This window comes from Nocardia aurea (assembly GCF_003123685.1).
Lineage (GTDB): Bacteria > Actinomycetota > Actinomycetes > Mycobacteriales > Mycobacteriaceae > Nocardia > Nocardia aurea.
Window position 1 is genome coordinate 374,737 of record NZ_QCYJ01000127.1, and the last position, 18,794, is coordinate 393,530.

General features: G+C 70.4%; 12 protein-coding genes. 9 read left to right on the forward strand and 3 right to left on the reverse strand.

The window, feature by feature from the left end; genetic code table 11:
- Positions 1–10: 10 nt before the first annotated feature.
- Both DAT37_RS30650 and DAT37_RS30655 read right to left on the reverse strand, forming a co-directional pair.
- Complete coding sequence (locus DAT37_RS30650; protein ID WP_232840092.1) at positions 11–3,997, reverse strand: ATP-dependent helicase; 3,987 nt, start codon at positions 3,995–3,997, stop codon at positions 11–13.
- Between the two features lie 103 nt (positions 3,998–4,100).
- Positions 4,101–7,946 (reverse strand): ATP-dependent helicase, encoded by a 3,846-nt coding sequence (locus tag DAT37_RS30655; protein ID WP_109528596.1) that lies wholly within the window; start codon positions 7,944–7,946, stop codon positions 4,101–4,103.
- Between the two features lie 106 nt (positions 7,947–8,052).
- Between DAT37_RS30655 and DAT37_RS30660 the strand changes: the two genes are divergently transcribed.
- The 9 genes from DAT37_RS30660 (at position 8,053) to mtnC (ending at position 17,827) form a co-directional block, all read left to right on the forward strand.
- Positions 8,053–8,832 (forward strand): alpha/beta fold hydrolase, encoded by a 780-nt coding sequence (locus tag DAT37_RS30660; RefSeq protein ID WP_109528333.1) that lies wholly within the window; start codon positions 8,053–8,055, stop codon positions 8,830–8,832.
- Positions 8,833–8,835: 3 nt separating this feature from the next.
- Positions 8,836–9,153, forward strand: coding sequence for an MGMT family protein (locus DAT37_RS30665; protein ID WP_109528334.1), 318 nt, complete (start codon positions 8,836–8,838; stop codon positions 9,151–9,153).
- A gap of 19 nt (positions 9,154–9,172) precedes the next feature.
- Entirely contained in the window at positions 9,173–9,922 is a 750-nt protein-coding gene (locus DAT37_RS30675; RefSeq protein ID WP_157978786.1) for a VOC family protein, read from the forward strand.
- A gap of 109 nt (positions 9,923–10,031) precedes the next feature.
- Positions 10,032–11,831 carry an NTP transferase domain-containing protein gene (locus DAT37_RS30680; RefSeq protein ID WP_109528337.1) on the forward strand — a complete coding sequence of 600 codons (1,800 nt, stop codon included), beginning with the start codon at positions 10,032–10,034 and terminating at the stop codon, positions 11,829–11,831.
- Between the two features lie 125 nt (positions 11,832–11,956).
- A complete protein-coding gene (locus DAT37_RS30685) occupies positions 11,957–12,136 on the forward strand; it encodes a hypothetical protein (protein WP_157978787.1) in 180 nt (59 codons plus the stop codon).
- A 306-nt stretch (positions 12,137–12,442) separates the two neighbouring features.
- Positions 12,443–14,755 carry an arylsulfatase gene (locus tag DAT37_RS30690; protein ID WP_109528339.1) on the forward strand — a complete coding sequence of 771 codons (2,313 nt, stop codon included), beginning with the start codon at positions 12,443–12,445 and terminating at the stop codon, positions 14,753–14,755.
- 107 nt (positions 14,756–14,862) lie between these two features.
- Positions 14,863–16,542: an S-methyl-5-thioribose-1-phosphate isomerase gene (mtnA, locus tag DAT37_RS30695; protein ID WP_109528340.1), complete on the forward strand. Its 1,680-nt coding sequence runs from the start codon at positions 14,863–14,865 to the stop codon at positions 16,540–16,542.
- Positions 16,539–17,114 carry a 1,2-dihydroxy-3-keto-5-methylthiopentene dioxygenase gene (locus DAT37_RS30700; protein WP_109528341.1) on the forward strand — a complete coding sequence of 192 codons (576 nt, stop codon included), beginning with the start codon at positions 16,539–16,541 and terminating at the stop codon, positions 17,112–17,114. The genes mtnA and DAT37_RS30700 overlap by 4 nt, the downstream gene beginning before the upstream one ends.
- A 5-nt stretch (positions 17,115–17,119) precedes the next feature.
- Positions 17,120–17,827 (forward strand): acireductone synthase, encoded by a 708-nt coding sequence (gene mtnC / locus DAT37_RS30705; RefSeq protein WP_109528597.1) that lies wholly within the window; start codon positions 17,120–17,122, stop codon positions 17,825–17,827.
- A 9-nt stretch (positions 17,828–17,836) separates the two neighbouring features.
- Here the strand turns inward: mtnC and DAT37_RS30710 are convergent, their stop codons facing one another.
- Positions 17,837–18,784 (reverse strand): hypothetical protein, encoded by a 948-nt coding sequence (locus DAT37_RS30710; protein ID WP_109528598.1) that lies wholly within the window; start codon positions 18,782–18,784, stop codon positions 17,837–17,839.
- Positions 18,785–18,794: the final 10 nt, after the last annotated feature.

Below are 18,794 nucleotides of genomic sequence, written 5' to 3' on the forward strand. Positions count from 1 at the left end.
CGCCGGTTCATCACTCGGTCGGCTCGCGCGGTGGCGCCGATGTGCGGATGAGTTCGGCGAGTTCCTCCGGCCCCGGTAGTTCCACCGGGGCGACGGTGCGGCCCGACCGCACGTAATGGAAAGCCGCGCCGATCTTTTCGAGGACATCCGCTTCCGGCAGGCCGGTCCTGGCCGCCATCAGGCGCGCCCAGGCCAGACGATAGATCGCCAATTGCATGGCCACCGCGGGTTCGTCGGCGGGACCGGGTTCGGCGCCGGTCTTCCAGTCGACGACGACCCAGCCGCCGCCCGGTTCGGCGAACACCGCGTCCATCCTGCCCCTGATGACCGTGCCCGCGATCGACGTCTCGAACGGGATCTCCACCTCCAGCGGGCTTCGGTGTGCCCACGGCGACTCGAGGAACGCGTTCTGCATGCGGATCAGCTCGGCATCGACGCCGCCGTCGACGGTTTCCGGCCCGTCCGCGCCAGGCAGCTCGTCCAGGCCGATCAGCCGGGTGCCGCTGAACCAGCGCTGCACCCAGGCGTGGAAGGCCGTGCCGCGTCTGGCCAGTGGATTCGGCGGGAACGGCAGCGGACGCCGCAGCCGCCGCGCCAGTTTCGCCGGATCGGCGCGCATCTCCACCAGCGCGGTCGCCGGAATCTGTCCCGGCAGTTCCACTTCCCGCGTGGCGACGCGCTCGGCTTCGAATTCCGCGAGCAGGGCGTCGACGTCGGCGTTCCAGCCGTCGGGATCGTTCGGGTCGACGGAGAATTCGTCCGGCGGGAGGTAGTCGTCGGGCGGGGGTGCGAAATCGTCGGGGAACGGAGCGTACTCGTCGGTGAGGTAGTCCTCGGGTGGGACGAAATCGACCAGCGGGAAGTCGTGGTGCAGGTAGGGGTCGTCCACCGGCGCGAATTCGTCGGGTGGGTAGTCCTCGACCGGGTAGTCGTCGGGTGGCGGGTATCGGCCCGGCCGACCGACCGGCGGGTTCTCCGCCGACGGGTGATCAGCCGACGGGTAGCCGCCGGGACGGTGTTCATCGAGCGAAACGCGGAAATCCTCGTACGGATGGTCCGCGGGCGTGGAGAATTCCGCACCGAGCGATTCCGCGTCGTCACCGGACCGATGGCCGGCCGACATCGTGCGCGGGTCCGCCGACGGCACGCCACGCCGCGGGAGGGCAACGGCGGAGGCGGTTCCGGCTGTGGGCAGCGGATCGGATGCCGCAGTCCCGACGCGTCCCGCTTTCTTCGCCGGAGCGGGGGGCCGCGTGCGGAGTTCGTCCAGGGCGGCGCGCACCAGGGCGGCGCCGCGTTCGATGGGGAGTCGGCGCGGGCCGAGGGGGTCGCGCGGCCATTCGGCGCTGGCCGGGTTGTCGGTGAAGGGGTTGACGGCCTCGGCGTCGGGGGGGTCGTCCCAGCGGGCGATGTCGAGTGCGCCGTGGACGGGGCCGTCGGGGGTTTCGCCCGCGTTCTTCAGGTCGAGCAGGAAATCGGAGGGCCCCTTGGGGGTCGATCCGGTTTCGGCCCAGTGGTGCGCCGAAACCAGCAGTACGCGTTCGGTTCTGGTGAGCGCGACGTAGAAGAGTCGGCGTTCTTCGTCGATCCGTCGGCGTTCGAGGGCGTCCTTGTGCGCTTTGACGGCGCGTTCGAGATCCGAACGATCGTAGAGATCGGTCAGGTCGAGCACGGGGACGCCCTCGGCGGCGTCGTCCTGGATCCGGTCACCACGCAGGGTGGTCGGCAGTTCGGCGAGCGCGCCCAGCCAGGTACCGGAGGCGGTGCCGGAGGGGAACAGCCCGCGGACGACGTGCGGTACGGCGACGACCTCCCATTCGAGTCCTTTCGCGGCGTGCACCGTGAGCACCTGCACGCGGTCGCGCGCCACCTCGATCTCGCCCGGTTCCAAGCCGTTCTCCACCGATTCGGCGGCGGCGAGGAAGGCCAGCAGACCGCCGAGCGAGGCCCCGGAATCCGCCGCGTACCCGGCGACCACCTCCGCGAACGCGTCGAGATGCTCGCGCCCGGCCCCGGTTCCCGCCATCGCACGGCGCGCCTGGGTTTCCACACCGACCCCGATGGTGCGCTCCACATCCGCGACCAATTCGGCCAGCGGTTGGGCGCTGCGCTCGCGCAACGCCGACAGCTCGCGCCCCAGCGCCTCGATGCGCGCGAATCCGGTCTCCGAATACTGTTCGGGCGGACCGGGATCGGCGATGGCGTCAGCGAGCCCGGCCTGTTCGGCCGGTTCGGGCGCGACCTCGCGCAGGGCCTGCGCGAGGGTGGCGCTGTCGGTGATGTCCGTGGTCTCCCCGCCCGACAGTCTGCTGATCGACAGGTCACGGGCCCGGCGGGCCAGCGCGGCGATATCGGTGACGCCGATACGCCACCGCGCGCCGGTCAGGATACGAACGGCGGCGCTGCCCGCCGAGGGTTCGGCGACCAGTCGCAACGTCGCGACGATATCGGCGACCTCGGGTGTGGCGAGCAATCCGCCGAGTCCGACGATCTCCACCGGTAACCCCCGCTCGCGCAGGGCCTCCGCCAACGGTGACGCGTCGGCGTTGCGGCGCACCAGCACCGCGGAGGTCGGCGGCGGCTCGCCCGCGCCGCGCCGCGCCGACCATTCGGCGGCGATCCGCTCGGCGATCCAGTCACGCTCCTGCGCGACGGTTTCGGTCAGCGCGAGGGCCACGACACCCGGTTCCGCGTTCGGTTTGGCACGTAACGCGTCGACGGTCACCCCGCCCTTGTCCCTGGCGCCGATCCGCAGGGGTTCGGCGACCAGATTCGCCAGCGCCAGCGCCTCGGGGGGATTGCGCCAGCTGGTCAGCAGCGGCAGGGTCGGCGCGGGAACGCCGGGGGCGGTGGGGAAATCGGTCGCGAACCGCGGCAGATTCGCCGCCGAGGCCCCGCGCCACCCGTAGATCGACTGCATCGGATCGCCGACGGCGGTCACCGCCAGCCGTGGCCGCTCACCGCTTTCGGACGTGTCGGGCCGGGTGACGGTCGGCGGCTCCTCGGTGCTGACCGCCGACGGTTCGCTGTTCGCCCCGTGCTTGTCGGGCGTGCGCGCGGAGTGACGGCGGGCGGCGGGAAAGGTCGACGTGCCGCCGAAGAGGGCGGCGAGCAGGATGCGTTGGGCGTGGCCGGTGTCCTGGTATTCGTCGAGCAGCACCAGACGGAAGCGGTCGCGTTCGGCGGCGCCGACCTCGGGGTGGTCGGCGGCCAGGCGGGCGGCCAGCGACATCTGCGCGCCGAAATCGAGGGCGCCGCGACGGCGCAGGGCGGAGGCGAGCTGGTCGACCAGCGGGAGCATGGCGACGCGTTCACGCTGGACCTGCACCAATCCACGCAGGTACTGGCTCGGACCGCCGCGCTGGCGCGGGCCCGCGGGCAGGGTGTGCACCAGTTTCTCCAGTTCGGTGTGCGCCTCGGCCAACTGTTCCGGCTCGACCAGGTGTTCGGCCAGCTGACCCGACAGCGACAGCACCGCCTCGGTCACCGACACCGGGGTCCGCTCGGTGTCGAGGTCACCGTCCCAGGTCCGCACGACCTGGTGCGCGAGCTGCCAGAGCTGGGTCTGGGTGAGCAGGGTCGCCGACGGTTCCACCGGAAGCAGCAGGCCGTGCTGGGTCAGCAGCCGACCCGCGTAGGAGTGGTAGGTGCTGATCTCGGGTTCCGCGCCAGACAATCGCGTGCGCAACTCCCCCGTCGGATCGAGTTCGCGCAGCAGTGGCGCGCCCGCGAGCCGCGCGAGGCGGGTGCGGATACGGGAAGTCAACTGCTGCGCGGCTTTCCGGGTGAAGGTCAACCCCAGTACCTGCTCGGGCAGCACCTGCCGGTTGGCGACCAGCCACACCACCCGCGCGGCCATCGTCTCGGTCTTTCCCGCGCCCGCGCCCGCGACGACCAGGGTCGGACCCGCGGGCGCGGCGATCACCGCCGCCTGTTCGTCGGTCGGCGGCGGCAACCCCAACGCCGCTGCGAGTTGGTGTGGGGTGACCCGGCTCATCGCCTTCCCTCGGCGACCCCGGCACACACCGCGACGCGGCACCCCGTGACTCGGGGTGCCGCCGTGTACGCGTGATGATCGGGTTCGCCGGGGTGGGGCGGGGTCATTCGTCGGTGACCTGCCTGCCCGTGTCCTGGACGGGGCAGCTGCCGGAAACGGCGCAGTGGCGGCAACCGTCGTTGCGCATGGCCAGATAGCTGGGGCCACGGGTCGAGGTCGCGGCGTCGTGGATGGTGCCGCGCCACGAGTCGAGCGCCTCGGCGTCGAGGGGTTCCTGCATGCGCTGGGTCGCGCCCTCCTTGGCGTTGGGTTTGGCGACGTAGACCAGGCGCGCACCACCCGGTTCGCCCGGCTCGACGCCCTCGGGGGCGGGCCGGTCGCCGGACGGATCGGCGCCGTCGGATTCCGCGTCGCCGGAGTCCGTGTGCAGGTCGAGCGCGCCGAAGGCGGCGGCGACCTGGTAGGTGGCGAGTTGGGCGTGGTCGGCGGCGGCCTGTTTGGTGATGGGCGACTTCCCGGTTTTCACGTCGACGATGACGAAGCGGCCGAAGGCGTCGCGTTCGAGCCGGTCGACCCGGCCCTTGATACGGACCGCGGCCTCGTCCTCGGTGCGGCCGGGCAACTCGCAGTCGACACTCACCTCGACACCGGCCTGGGTGAGTTCACCCCTGGTGTTGCGCACCCAGGCCATGAACGTTTCCAGCATCGCCTCGGTGCGGCGCAGTTCCTGCCGCGAATGCCACGCGGTGCCGGGATCGACGGCCTGCCACGCCCGGTCGAGCGCGGCTCGCACTTGGGGCTCGGGGACCCGGCCCGCGAGCGCCTGCACCAGCGTGTGCACCAGATTGCCCTTGACCGCGTGCGGGTTGTCGCCGTCGGTGCCGCCGTGCCGTTCCAGCGCCCAGCGCAGCGGGCAGGTGCGCAGCATCTCCACCGTCGACGGCGACAAGGCGATAGAGGTCTCGTCCTCACCCCACAGCGGACGCGGCGAGCTGAGGTCGCCGGTGCCGTACCACTCCTCGGGGTGGGTGCCGGGCACACCCGCCTGCGCCAGCCGGGCCAGCTGGTGGGCCGCGCGCTGCCTGCGGTCGGGGTCGGCCTCGTCGTCGCAGACCACCCCGCGCAATTCGGCGACGAGCGCGTGCATCACCAGCGCGCGGCCGGGATCGGCGATCGGCACGGCGCCGGGTTCGCTGTCGTCGTCGTGACCGAGCAACTCACCGAGGAAGCGGGACGGCACCAGATCCCGGTCCCCCGTGACCGATTCGACCGCGGTCACCAACAGCGACCGGCGGGCCCGGCTACAGGCGACGAGCAGCAGTCGGCGTTCCTCGGCCAGGATCGGCGCGGCGCGACTCACCCGATCGCCGGACGGATCGATTCCGGCGGTGAGATCCACCAGATCCTCGGTGTGCAACAGGGTGCCGCGCGCACGCGGGTTGGGCCAGATACCTTCCTGCACGGCCGCCACCGCGACGACATCCCATTCCCGGCCCGCCGCGGCGTGCGCGCTCAGCAGCGCGACGGCCTCACCCGGCGCGGTCAGCGGTGCGGTGCCCTGCGGAATCTCCTGCTGGACAAGGTATTCGACGAAACCTTCGATACTCGCGCGCGGCAACCTGTCGACATAGGCCGCCGCGGCGTCGAAGAGTCCGACGGCGGCGTCGAGATCCCGGTCGGCCTGCATCCCCGTCGCACCGCCGCGTTCGGACTGGGTGACCCAGCGCCGTTCCAGCCGCGAGGCGATCCACAGCGCCCACAGCACGTCCTCCAGACCCGCGCCGTCGCTTCTGGCCTTACGGGCTTTGTCCAAGGCGTCGACGACGCGTCTCAGCGGCGCCGCTTCGACATCGGTCAGGCCCGACAGCAGGTCGCGCAGATCCGCTCCGACGAGAAGTTCACGCAGGACTTCCGCGGAGGGGCGATTGATCAGCGAGTTCCGATCGGCACTCTCGTCATCCCGTTCGGACGGGTCGGCCTCGCCCGCGTTCGCGGACGCGGTGACGAGATCGTCTCCGTCCACGACGAACGACGCATCATCCCGTTCGGATTCCGGATCACCCCGTTCGGACAGATGGTCGATCCATTCGGGCCGATCAGGCACGGTACGGGAGCGCCGTTCCCCCGAATCGGAGGGCGCCGCGGCTTCCAGACCCCAGTCGACATCGTCGTCGTACCGATCGAATTCGTCGGCCTGCCATCGCGGCTCGCCGCCTGCCGGTTCCCCGTCGTCCACCTGGACCGCGCCGTCGTATTCGGTCGCGGCGTCCGGTTCGGCGGCGTAATCGGCCTGATCCCAATCGGATTCGCTGATGTAGCGTTCGTCGTCCTCCGGCGGGGGCTCCACCGGGTCGTCGGCCGGAACGTCCACGCCGCGGGCCGCTTTCGCCTCCCGGCGTTCGGCATCGAGCACACTGCGCCGGATACCGCGCCGCAACCGCCGCAGGCTGATCTGGTCGGCGCCGCCGAGCGGGCCTCCGAGGAGTTCCAGCGCGTCCTCGGCGGAGAACAGTTCGGCCGAGGCGCGCGGCCCGCGTTCGGTGGCGAGCACCGCGCGCAATGCGAGCAGCATCCACGCCGCGCCGCGCCGCCGGGCCAACGGCACGTCGAGCGCGGGCTGTTGCACGGGGACACCGGCGGCGAGCAGCGCTCGCCGCAACGGTGCGAGCGAGAGCGGAACGGAACGAACGATCACCGCCATGTCCGACCACGGCACCCCGGCCGTGAGATGCGCCCGCCGCAGGTGGTCGGCGATCAGCGCCGCCTCCTTGGCCGGGGTGGCCAGGACGCGTACCCGCACGGCGGCGCCGCCGTCGAGGGTGCCCGTATCCCCGGCGGGCGGTGAGAACCGCTGCGGACCACTGCCCGGCAATTTCGCCGCGATCCGAGCGACAGCCAGTCGCACGGGCGCGCTCGCCCGATGACTCTCGCGCAGCACGATGCGCTGACCGGAGGGGGTGTCGAGATCGGTGAGGAAAGCCGAATCCGCGCCGCGGAAGGTGAAGATGCCCTGATCCGGATCTCCGGCCACGACCGAGGTGTGGGCGGCGTCGCCGATCACACGCACCAGCAGCGCGGCCTGCGGATCGAGATGCTGCGCGTCGTCGACCAGCAGATATCTGATCCGGGAGCGTTCGGCGGCGAGTAGTTCGCCGTCACCGGCCAGCGCGTCGAGGGCCGCGCCGACCAACTCCGCGGCGTCGAGCGCGGGCGCGGTGGCCTCCGGCGCCTCGACACCTACCGACCAGCGCAGCAGCATGGACTGCTCGTAACGCATGGCGAATCTGCCCGCGGCGACCCATTCCGGCCTGTCGTGCTCGCGGCCGAGGCGGACCACATCCTCGGGCCCCAGTCCGCGTTCGGTGGCCCGCAACATGAGGTCGCGCAACTGTTCGGCGAATCCGGCGAGCCCGAGCGCGGGGCGGAGTCGTTCCGGCCACAGCCCGGTCGCCCCGGCGGCCATATCGGTCAGGTCGCCGCGCAACATCTCCCGCAGGACCGCGTCCTGCTCGGCACCGGTCAGCAAACGCGGCGGCGGATTGCCGTGCGCGAGGGCATGTCTGCGCAGCACCGAGAAGGCATAGGAGTGCAAGGTGCGCACAAGCGGTTCCCTGGTGGCGCCCGGCACGCCGCCCTCGGCGCCGTCCGGACCGGCCAAGCGCCGGGTGACCGCGTCACGCACCACGCTCGCCGCCTGTTTCGAATGGGTCAGGACCAGCACCGATTCCGGATCAGCCCCGGCCGCGATCCGGTCGGCCGCCAGGTCGACAAGCAGCGCGGTCTTCCCGGTGCCCGGACCGCCGAGTACCTGCCACGGCCGCCAGCCGGGCCGGATCGGGCCGACGGCCGCGTTGGCTTCGAACAGCGCGCGCACCTCGGCGCCCCAGAGCCTGGCCCTGGGTGCCGCTGCGTTCCGGCGAACAAGTCGCACCGCGCTATCCGATCGCACCACGCGCGCTATTGCAACAGACGGCTACGACAGACCCGCCGCTCCCCCGCCTCTGTGAGCCGCCTCCGCGAGTTGCCGCCCGGCCCGCACGCGACAGAATGGTCTCGTGTCGATACTTCATGCGCACCGCTTCGGTCCCGCTTCCGGGCCGCTCGTTCTCGCCCTGCACGGGCTGACCGGCCACGGGCAGCGCTGGGCGGCGCTCGCACAGGAGTATCTGCCCGAGATCCGGGTCCTCGCCCCCGACCTGCGCGGTCACGGCCGCTCGACCTCGCTGCCGCCGTGGGATTTCGAACAGATCGTGGCGGATCTGGTCGCGCTGCTCGCGACCGAGACCGACGAGCCGGTCCTGGTCGTCGGGCATTCGTTCGGCGGCGCGACGGCACTGCACCTGGCGCGGCGTCATCCGGACCTGGTCCGTGGGCTGGTGTTGCTCGATCCGGCGATCGCCCTGGACCCGGTCCGGCTGGAGGACATCGCGCGCAGCACGCTGGCACACCCCGACTACGCGAACGTCGAGGACGCCAGGGGCGACAAACTGGCCAGCGCCTGGGCCGACGTCGCGCCGGGCCTGCTCGACGCCGAACTGGACGAACACCTGGTCCCCACCGACGGGGGCCGCGTGGGCTGGCGGATGAGCCTGCCCGCCGTCACCTCCTACTGGGGGCAGCTGGCCCGCGCTCACGTGCTGCCGCCCGCCGACCTGCCGACCGTCCTCGTGCAGGCGATGAAGGTGACACCGCCCTTCGTGACGCCGGAATTCCGCGCCGCGCTCAGCGCGCATCTCGGCGATCGGCTCGTCGTCCGCGAATTCGACTGCGATCACATGGTCGCGCAGTCCCTGCCCGCCGAGACGGCCGCACTCGTGCGCGCGGCCCTCGGCTGAACGATGCCGACCTCCGACGCCGAGATCGAACAGGTACGCGCCCTGGTCGGACGCATCCCGCGTGGTTCGGTGGCCACCTACGGCGATATCGCGGTGGCGGCGGGGCTGTCCACTCCCCGCACCGTCGGCTGGATCATGCGCACCGATTCCGCCGACCTGCCGTGGCACCGGGTGCTCAGCGCGAGCGGCAGGCCCGCCGCCCATCTGGCCCACCGGCAGCTGCGGCTGCTCGCCGAGGAGGGTGTGCCGATCCGGGACGGACGGGTAGATCTGGCGACAGCGCGTTTCAAGTTTCCCGAACTTCGGGATCGGTGGACATGACGCGGGTTACCGTGGAGGAATGTCCACCCGCCTGGCGCGTGTCGTATTCGATGCTGACCGGCCGCGGTCCGTCGCGGGTTTCTGGGCCGAACTACTGGGCTGGGCGGTGCCCCTCGATCGATCCGACGAGGTCGATGTGGCGGCACACGATCCGGACGGCCTGGAGATCGCGCTGACGTTCCTTCCCGCGGCGCACACCAAACAGGGCAAGAACCGTATCCATCTCGATCTGGCGAGCCGCTCACTGGACCACCAGCGGGTCCAGGTGGATCGCGCGCTGTCCCTCGGCGCACGTCATATAGATATCGGACAGGGCGCGGTGCCCTGGGTCGTCCTCGCCGATCCCGAGGGCAACGAATTCTGCGTTCTGGAACCTCGCGAGCAATACGTCGACACCGGAGCGGTCGCGGCCATCGTGGTCGATACCAGGGATCCGGTGCGGCTGGCCGAATTCTGGTCGACCGCCTCGGGCTGGCCGGTGACCTACGGCGGCGCCGAGATCGCCGGGTTGCGCTCGGCGACCGGTCTCGGCTGCTGGCTCGAGTTCGTGCACACCCCCGAACAGAAATACGGTCGCAATCGCCTGCACCTGGACCTCACGTCCTTCCCCGCCGACGACCCGGCCGAGGAAGTGGCCCGGCTCCGCGCGGCGGGCGCGACGCCGCTCGCCGCGGGCAGTCTCGGCGACGCACCCGGACTGCCGCTCGCCGATCCGGAAACCAACGAGTTCTGTCTCCTGCGCCCCGCGCCCGACTACACGGTCGCCTGATCGCGTGAGCACGGTGCGCCCCGCCGTCGACCAGGTCGCGCCGCGTCGTGCGGGAACGCCGACGAATTAGCATGGCGCACATGCGGTACCTATCCTCCGGGCGGCTCCGATGAGAGCCGCCGACGCCATCGTGCTCGCCGGCGGACGCGCCAGCCGCATGGGCGGAATCGACAAACCCGGCCTCGTCATCGGCGGACGCACGCTGCTCGACGCCGCGCTCGCGGCCGTGGCGGGCTGCGGGCGCACGGTGGTCGTCGGTCCGCGTCGACCGGACCTGGCCGCGCGATTCCTCCAGGTGCGCGAAGTGCCGCCGGGGTCGGGCCCGGTCGCGGCGGTGGACGCGGGACTGCGCGCGCTCGACGTCGATCCCGCTCCACTGGTGGTGGTACTCGCCGCCGATATGCCGTTCCTGACCGCCGCCGCGATCGCGACACTGCTCCGACAGGAGGCCGAGACCGGCGCGGACGCGGTCTTCGCCGCCGACGACGACGGCAGGCCGCAGTACCTGATCGGGCTGTGGCGGCGGGCCGCGCTGATCGCCGAACTCGGCAAACTGGATTCGCTGATCAACCAGCCGATGAAGGCCCTCATCCCCACCGAGACGGTCATCGTGCCGGTGCCCGGTGTCGCCGATGTCGACACCGACGACGAGTTGCAGCGCGCGCGTACCGAAGCCGCCGCCGCCACCGCGGCGACGGAAACCTCTGCCGGCGCCGAGGCCCGCGTCTCCGACGTCGTACCGCCCACCCCGTTGACCGTCGACGAGGCCAGGCGGGTCCTACGCACCGATCTGTCCCGGCTCACCGCCTACCGCACCCGGTTGCGCGCGGTCGGCGGGGCGGTGCTGGCCGCGCCGTTGACGGCCGAGGGGCCGCTGCCCCGCTTCGACGTGTCGGCCATGGACGGTTACGCGGTCTGTGGCGACGGGCCGTGGCAGTTGCGCCGTGACATCGGTTTCGCCGGCGGTCAGCGTCCGGTCGGACTCCTTGCGGGCGAAGCGGTGCGCATCGCCACCGGCGCGCACGTGCCGGACGGCACCACCGGCGTGCTGCGCGACGAATTCGCCGAGCTCGGGCCAGGGCACATCCTGCATCGACTACCGGACACCCCGGCGCGCGCGGACATCCGCCGACGTGGCGAGGATCGCGGTCCGGGCGACCTCGTCGCGGTCGCCCGCACCCGCGTCACGCCCGCGCTGATCTCCGCGGCGGCCAGCGTCGAGGTCACCGAGGCGTTCGTGCGCGGACCGGTGCGCGCGCGAATCGTGATGACGGGCGACGAGATTCGCAGCGACGGACCGTTGCGGATCGGACAGACACGCGATTCGATCGGTCCCGTGCTCCCGGATATCCTCGCCCACTACGGTATTCGCACCTCGGATCGGGTGCACCTGCGTGACACCGCTTCCGGCTTCGACGAAGTACTCACTGCCACAGAGGATATCGACCTGCTGGTGATCGTCGGGGCGACCGGGGGCGGCGCGGCCGACCAACTGCGCGGCGCGATCGCCCGCGCGCACGCCCGCGTGCTCGTGCACCGATTGCGGCTGCGTCCCGGCGGCTCCACCCTCGTCGCGGAACTGCGGTCGGGCACGACCGTGCTCGGCCTGCCCGGTAACCCGTTCGCCGCCGTCGCGACCCTGATGACGCTGGCCGCCGCCATCGTCGATGGCCGCACCGACGCCGAGCCGGGCCGCTTGCTCACCGGGCCGCTGCACAACGCCGCGTCCATCACCTCCACCGTCCCCCGCGTCGTCCCGGCACGCTTCGCCGTGTCCGGTGGCTGGCTGGGCGAGCCGCAGACCAGCACCTCGCACCTCGGCGATCTCGTCGACGCCGACGGTCTGGTCCTGGTCCCGGCGGGCGCCGCCGACGGAGTCGTCACCGAATTCCTGCCCCTACCGGCCTGAATACCGGAGCCCGAATAATATTCTCGATTCCTCTTCCGATAGCCATACCCACTCGCTATGGTGATCAGTGTTAGGCGAATAAAACATCACTTCGGACACATCACTTCGGAAAGGACCGAGTGGAGATGGCTGAAAAGTCGAAGAAGACGCCTAAGAAAATGCCCAAGCAGATGCCGAGGCAGCAGCAACAGCAGCGCCAGGAGCAGGGCATGGGCCGAGCGGGATCGCCCGAGGATCCGCAGATGGAGGGCCGTCAGCGGCCTCCGTCGCAGCGTGACGCGGAGCGCCGCCACGGCCAGAACTGATTGACGAACACACTGCGACCGCCGGTACCGGTACCGGCGGTCGCAGTGTGTTTCCGCGACCTTCCGAATAACCCGAAGAATGGATCGACCGAGCGCGCCGAATTGTAATGTTCCATACCGGCGCGCCGTAATTTCGTTGCGCTTCGCAATTCCCCGCCGACCACGGAAGCCGACGCGAACACGAACGCTTCCCGGCGCATACCGCGAGCGCCGTCACCCTATCGGCGACCCCGAATCCGAGCACCCGTTCCACGCATCCTGCGCCGAACCCTGGCGACCAGGCCGCGCGACTCCTTGACTGTCCGGATGGCTGTCCCCTCCCACGCGCGCGGGTACGCGTCGTTCGGCGGTGCCGTCGGACGCACCACCGCGGAATCCACCCCCGAGTGGACCTACCCGCCGACCGCGCCCGCCGACGCGCCGAACATCATCGTGGTCCTGGTCGACGACATGGGATACAGCGATATCGGCCCATTCGGCTCGGAGATCGACACCCCGACCCTGGACCGGCTCGCCGCCGCCGGGGTCCGGCTCACCAACTACCACACCACGCCGCTGTGCTCGCCGTCGCGGGCCGCGCTGCTGACCGGAATCAATTCCCACCGTGCGGGTTTCGGCTTCGTCGCCAACGCCGACCCCGGATATCCTGGACTGCGGCTGGAACTGGCCGACGATGTGCTCACCCTGCCGGAGATCCTGCGCGCGGGCGGCTACGCCACCTACGCCGTCGGCAAATGGCATCTGGTGCGCGATACCACGATGAATCCCGCGGCACACCGTGATTCGTGGCCGACCCAGCGCGGATTCGACCGCTACTACGGTTCGCTGGAGGGACTGAACTCCTTCTACTACCCGAACCAGCTCGTCTCGGATTCCTCGGTGGTCGACATCGAGGAATATCCGCCGGACTACTACCTCACCGACGACCTGACCGACAAGGCCATCGGCTACCTGAAGGATCTGCGCGCCCACGACGCGTCCAAACCCTTCTTCCTGTACTTCGCGCACGTCGCCATGCACGGCCCGTTGCAGGCCAAACCCGAGGATCTGGCGAAGTACCGCGGGCGCTACGCCGAAGGCTGGGACGCGCTGCGGCAGAGCCGTTTCGCCGCCCAGCTCGCGCAGGGACTCTTCCCGGAGGGCACCCGTCAGAAGGCCCGCAATACCGAGCCGGGATACGAAGCGGCCGAATGGGATTCGCTGAGCGAGAAGCAACAGCGACGATTCGCGCGGTACATGGAGGTGTACGCGGGCATGGTCGACAGCGTCGACCAGAGCCTCGGCCGCGTTCTGGACGTGGTCGAACAGTTCGGGGAACTCGACAACACCATCGTGGTGTTCACCTCCGACAACGGCGGCACCGCCGAGGGCGGACCGGAGGGAACCCGCAGCTATTTCGCCGAATTCGCCCATATCGACGATCCCGACTGGATCGGCGATGTCGCGCACGACGAAGAACTCATCGGCACCGCGCGACTGGGCGTGCACTATCCGCGCGGTTGGGGTCAGGCCTCCAATACGCCGTTCCGCTTCTACAAGGGCCAGACCTTCGCGGGCGGAGTGCGGGTTCCGCTGATCGTGTCCTGGCCGAAGGGTCTGCCGCGCGCCGAGGGCGACAACGGCATCCGGCACGAGTACGCCTACGTCACCGATCTCGCGCCCACGCTGCTGGACCTGGTCGGACTCTCGCACCCGGGCGTACGGAACGGCTTACCCGCCAAGACATTCGACGGCACCTCGGCGGCCGGGCTGTTACGCGACCCGCGCGCGAGGACCACGCACACCGAACAATATTCCGAGATGACCGGCCACCGGGGCTTCTACCGCGACGGCTGGAAACTGCTCTCGCTGCACGGCCCCGGCGCCGAACTGGACGCCCCGGCCTGGCAACTGTTCGACGTGCGCGCCGATCCGACCGAACTCCACGATCTGTCGGACCGATTCCCGGACAAGGTCGCCGAACTCGCGGCGGCCTGGGACGAATCGGCGTGGGCCAATACCGTGTTCCCCCTGCTCACCCGGCAGGATCTCGCGCGCCGACGGCCCGAGGAAGCCCGCCTCGGCGCACCGGTGCGCCTGCTCCCCGGCACGCCCACCCTGGAGCGCTACCGCTCCCAGCGCCTGATCGCCTACCACGACTTCACCGTCACCGCCGAACTCGGCGGATATCGCTCCGGAGACGAAGGCGTGCTCGTCGCCCACGGTGATCCGCTCGGCGGATATCTGGTCTACATCGAGGACGGGCGGGTCGTGGTCGGGGTGAACAGTTACGGGATCTACCGGTCGGTGACGACCGAACCGCTGCCCCCCGGCACGAATCGGATCACCGTCGAGGCGGTGATCCGGCCACGGCTGCGTCAGGATTTCCGGATCGTCGTCGACGGCCTCCCCGACGCCGAACTCACCGACCAGGTCCAATTGGTCGGCATGTCGCCGTGGACGGGCATCTCCGTCGGCGTCGACGCCCGCGGCCCGGTGTCATGGGATCTGCGCGCGCGACGCGGACCGTTCCGCTACACCGGTGATCTGCGTGCCGTCAGCTATGTCCCCGGCCCGATCCGCGTCCCGCGCGCGACCATCGACGCGGTGGAGCGCGAAGCGGAATACGCCGCCGAATGAGGACGCGACCGCGTGACCACACCGCCCGATTTTCGGGCGAAGGCGCCTTTCGGATACCGTTCACCAGGCACTATGCAGTTTCTTCTCCGCGGTAAAGGATGCACCTGATGGACGACAGTTCCCTGATCTGGGATGACGGTGCCTTGCTCACCATCGACCAGCGCGGACTGCCCGGTCGGGTGCGGGAACTGCGTCTGAGCACGGTCGAGCAGATCATCGACGCGATCTCGACGCTCGCCATCCGCGGGGCTCCCGCCATCGGTATCGCGGGCGCGTTCGGCGTGGTGATCGCCACCGCGGCCCATACCGTCGACGGGGTGGTCGACCTCGACCGAGTCCGGGCGGAAGCGGACAGGATCGCCCGCGCGCGGCCGACCGCGGTGAATCTGGCCTGGGCGGTACGCCGGGCGACAGCCGCGGTGCCCCGAGGCGCGGACGCCGTGCTCGCCACGGCGCTGGACATGCTGGCCGAGGACGGCAGGGTCAACCGCGCCGCCGCGACCAACACCGCCGATCTGGTGCGGGAACTGCTCGGTGACCGACCGCTGCGGGTGCTGACGCACTGCAATACCGGCCGCCTCGCCACCAGCGCCTTCGGTACCGCGATCGGCGCGATCCGGGTGCTGTTCGAACGCGACGCGATCGAGGAAGTGCTGGTCGACGAGACCAGGCCGCTGTTGCAGGGCGCGCGGCTGACCGCGTGGGAGCTGGCCGAGGCCGGTATCCCGCATCGGCTCACCATCGATTCGGCCGCGGCCTGGGCCATGGCGACCGGGCAGGTCGACTGCGTGCTGGTCGGCGCGGATCGCATCACGGCCAACGGCGACGTCGCCAACAAGATCGGCACCTACATGCTCGCGCTCGCCGCGCGCCACCACGGGATCCCGTTCATCGTGGTCGCGCCCGAATCGACCCGCGATCCGAATATGGCCACCGGCGCCGAGATCGTGGTGGAACAGCGCGCCGCCGCCGAGGTGACCGGTTTCGGTGGCGTCGTGACCGCTCCCGAGGGCACCGAGGTGTTCAACCCGGCCTTCGACGTGACCCCCGCCGCGCTGGTGAGCGCCGTGGTCACCGAAGCGGGCGTGGTCTATCGCGACGGCGTCGCGGACGGGTGCGGCGCGGACGCCACCACCACGGCCACGGCCGTCGCGGATCTGGCGCGCGGACTGTACCTGCGTGGCTGGATGCCCGGTACGGCGGGCAATATCTCGGTGCGGCAAAGGGATTCGGCCGTGGTCACCGGCAGCGGACTGTCCAAGGGCGAGCTCACCGCCGACGATATGGTCACCGTCGGTGTCGCCGATTCGGTTCCCGAACCCGGGCAGCGCCGCAGGCCGTCGGCCGAGACCACCATCCACACCGCGGTCTACCGGAGCACCGACGCCGCGGCCGTCGTGCACATCCACCCGCCGTACGCGACGACACTGTCCACCAGGACCGGGGCGCGCGAGGAGATCACCGTGCTGCGGATCACCGACTACGAACTCATCAAGGGTCTGGGCGGCGCGGAACCCGGCGTGATCGAGATTCCGATCTTCCCGAACTGGCGCGATGTCGCGCGCATCGGCGCCGACGTCGAGCGCTACCTGACCGAATCCCCCGGCGCACCACCGATTTTCGGAATCGCGGGCCACGGCATCACCGCGTGGGGGGACACTCTTGCCCAGGCTCGCGACCGCGCCGAGTGCCTGGAGGCGCTCTGCGAGCTGGTGACCCGTTCCGGACGGCGGCATGCCTTCGCCGCCGACACCGACACCGACCTGATGGAGATCGGACCGAGATGACACTCTTGCAGATCATGGCCGCCGACAATGCCGCCGAGGTCCGGGTGCGGACCACCGACGACGCGGTGATCACCGCCGAATTGGCCCGCCGCGGTATCGCTTTCGACCGCTGGCCGGTCGTGGCCGACGCCGCGTCGGTGGCGTCGGATGAACTACTCGCCCACTACGCCGACGAAGTCGCCGCCCTCAACGCGTCGGGCCGCTACCGTCATATCGATATCGCGCGCATCCACCCGGACGACGCCGATCCGGCCTGGCAGCAGACCGCGGCCGGTGCGCGGGCCAAATTCCTCGACGAGCACCGGCATGCCGAGGACGAGGTACGTTACTTCGCCGCCGGACGTGGCTGCTTCTACCTGCGCCTGGAGGACGAGGTGCTGGCCGTGGTGTGCGAGGGCGGGGATCTGCTGTCGGTGCCGGCGGGCACCCGGCACTGGTTCGATATGGGCACCCGCCCCGATTTCATCGCGATCCGGTTCTTCGAGGAAGCCGACGGCTGGGTCGGAGATTTCACCGGCGATCCCATCGGCGCGGGTTTCCCGACCCTCGACGAGTTGCTGACCGCGCCGTGACCGACGTGATCACCGCCGTCGTCCTCGATATCGAGGGAACGACGAGTCCGACCGATTCGGTGCGGGAGGATCTGTACGGCTACACCCGGGCCAGGCTCGGCGACTGGTTGCGCGAGAACAGGACCGGCGCGGCCGCGCCGGTCCTGGCGGGAACCAGGGATGCGGCGGGTCGCCCCGACGCCGACGTCGACGAAGTGGCCGAGATCCTGCGCGGCTGGCTCGGTTCGGATGTGAAGGCCGAACCGTTGAAGAACGCGCAGGGCCTCATCTGCGCCGAGGGTTTCCGCTCCGGCGCGCTGCACGGCGAATTCTTCGCCGACGCCGTGCCCGCGCTGTCCGCCTGGCACGCGGCCGGACTGCGGCTGTACGTGTACTCGTCGGGTTCGGTGCGCAATCAGCGTGATTGGTTCGCCTTCGCCCGCGGCGGCGACCTGGGTTCGCTGATCGAGGACTATTTCGATCTGACGACGGCCGGTCCGAAACGCGAGTCGGCGTCCTACGAGACGATCGCCGCCGCCATCGACACCCCCGCGTCGGGAATCCTGTTCCTGTCCGATCATCCCGACGAACTCGATGCCGCCGTGGCGGCGGGCTGGTCGGTGGTGGGCGTGCACCGTCCGGGCGAACCCCAGCGTCCGAGGCCGCCGCACCGCTGGGTGGACTCCTTCGAACAGATCCACCCGGTGGCGAGCGAGGGCCTTCGGGCCCCGTAGTTCCGGCCTTCAGGCCCCGTAGACCCGGACCGAGGGGCGGACCGAACCGATGCGCCCGTGCTGGACGGCGGCGAAGATGCGGCGCGCGTGCACCGCGACAGGACTCGTCGACCAGGGCGCGAGCGCCGTGGTGAACATCAGTTCGCACCAGGACAGGGTCGGCACCTCGCCCGCGGCGAGCGTCGCGATCAACGACATCTCGGTATCGTGACCGGTCCACGCCGCCACCAGCCAGGACGCGTCGAGGCGGCCGAGGAATTCCTCGGCGTCTTCGGGCGGGCCGTGGGGTGCGTCGACGGCCAGGTGCACGACGGCGGCGATCGAATGGCGCATTCTGGCGTCGATACCCATCGCGTCGTGCAGCAGTAACGCCTCCAAGGCGGCGCGCAACTCCACACCGGGGTCGACCTGCGGACCGAGCGAACCGGCCGGACCGGTACCAGCGTTGCGCGTCATAGGCATGCTCTCCTTCGGGTCGTCGTACATCACTACGGATCGGAGGTGGCGTCCTTGCCCGCGCTCCGCTGTCCTGGATTCGACCGTCTCGCCGACCAGATCGATCAGCGCTCCGGGATTCCAATCGAGCCTGCCGAAGACCTGGCACCAGTCCATCGCCGGGTTGTCCTCGGACACCTCGACGGCCAGCGCGAGACCGGACATCGACGCGGTGCACGCCAGGGTCACCCGGTCGAGATCGGATTCGGTGACGGTGAGATGCAGTGTCGCCTCCGGATATCCGGAATCCGCCCGCACCCGTCCTGCCAGCCACACCGCCCGTACCGCCGCGGCCATCGCACCGGCGAAACGATCACCGTGCGGATGGTCGTCGTCACTGTCCAGGAAGGGGCCGTACCACAGCGCTCTGCCCTCGTCCCCGCATACCGCGAACGTTCCGTTCCCACAGTCGGCCGCCGCCGCCAACGAGATGTGGGGTACCAATTCGACCTCATCGACCATGCGCAATCGC

Excerpts from the sequence above, each read along its gene's own strand:
- DAT37_RS30650 (WP_232840092.1), bottom strand. The coding sequence starts at position 3,997 with ATGAGCCGGGTCACCCCACACCAACTCGCAGCGGCGTTGGGGTTGCCG.
- DAT37_RS30665 (WP_109528334.1), top strand. The coding sequence starts at position 8,836 with ATGCCGACCTCCGACGCCGAGATCGAACAGGTACGCGCCCTGGTCGGA.
- DAT37_RS30675 (WP_157978786.1), top strand. The coding sequence starts at position 9,173 with ATGTCCACCCGCCTGGCGCGTGTCGTATTCGATGCTGACCGGCCGCGG.
- DAT37_RS30680 (WP_109528337.1), top strand. The coding sequence starts at position 10,032 with ATGAGAGCCGCCGACGCCATCGTGCTCGCCGGCGGACGCGCCAGCCGC.
- DAT37_RS30685 (WP_157978787.1), top strand. The coding sequence starts at position 11,957 with ATGGCTGAAAAGTCGAAGAAGACGCCTAAGAAAATGCCCAAGCAGATG.
- DAT37_RS30690 (WP_109528339.1), top strand. The coding sequence starts at position 12,443 with ATGGCTGTCCCCTCCCACGCGCGCGGGTACGCGTCGTTCGGCGGTGCC.
- mtnA (WP_109528340.1), top strand. The coding sequence starts at position 14,863 with ATGGACGACAGTTCCCTGATCTGGGATGACGGTGCCTTGCTCACCATC.
- DAT37_RS30700 (WP_109528341.1), top strand. The coding sequence starts at position 16,539 with ATGACACTCTTGCAGATCATGGCCGCCGACAATGCCGCCGAGGTCCGG.
- DAT37_RS30710 (WP_109528598.1), bottom strand. The coding sequence starts at position 18,784 with ATGGTCGATGAGGTCGAATTGGTACCCCACATCTCGTTGGCGGCGGCG.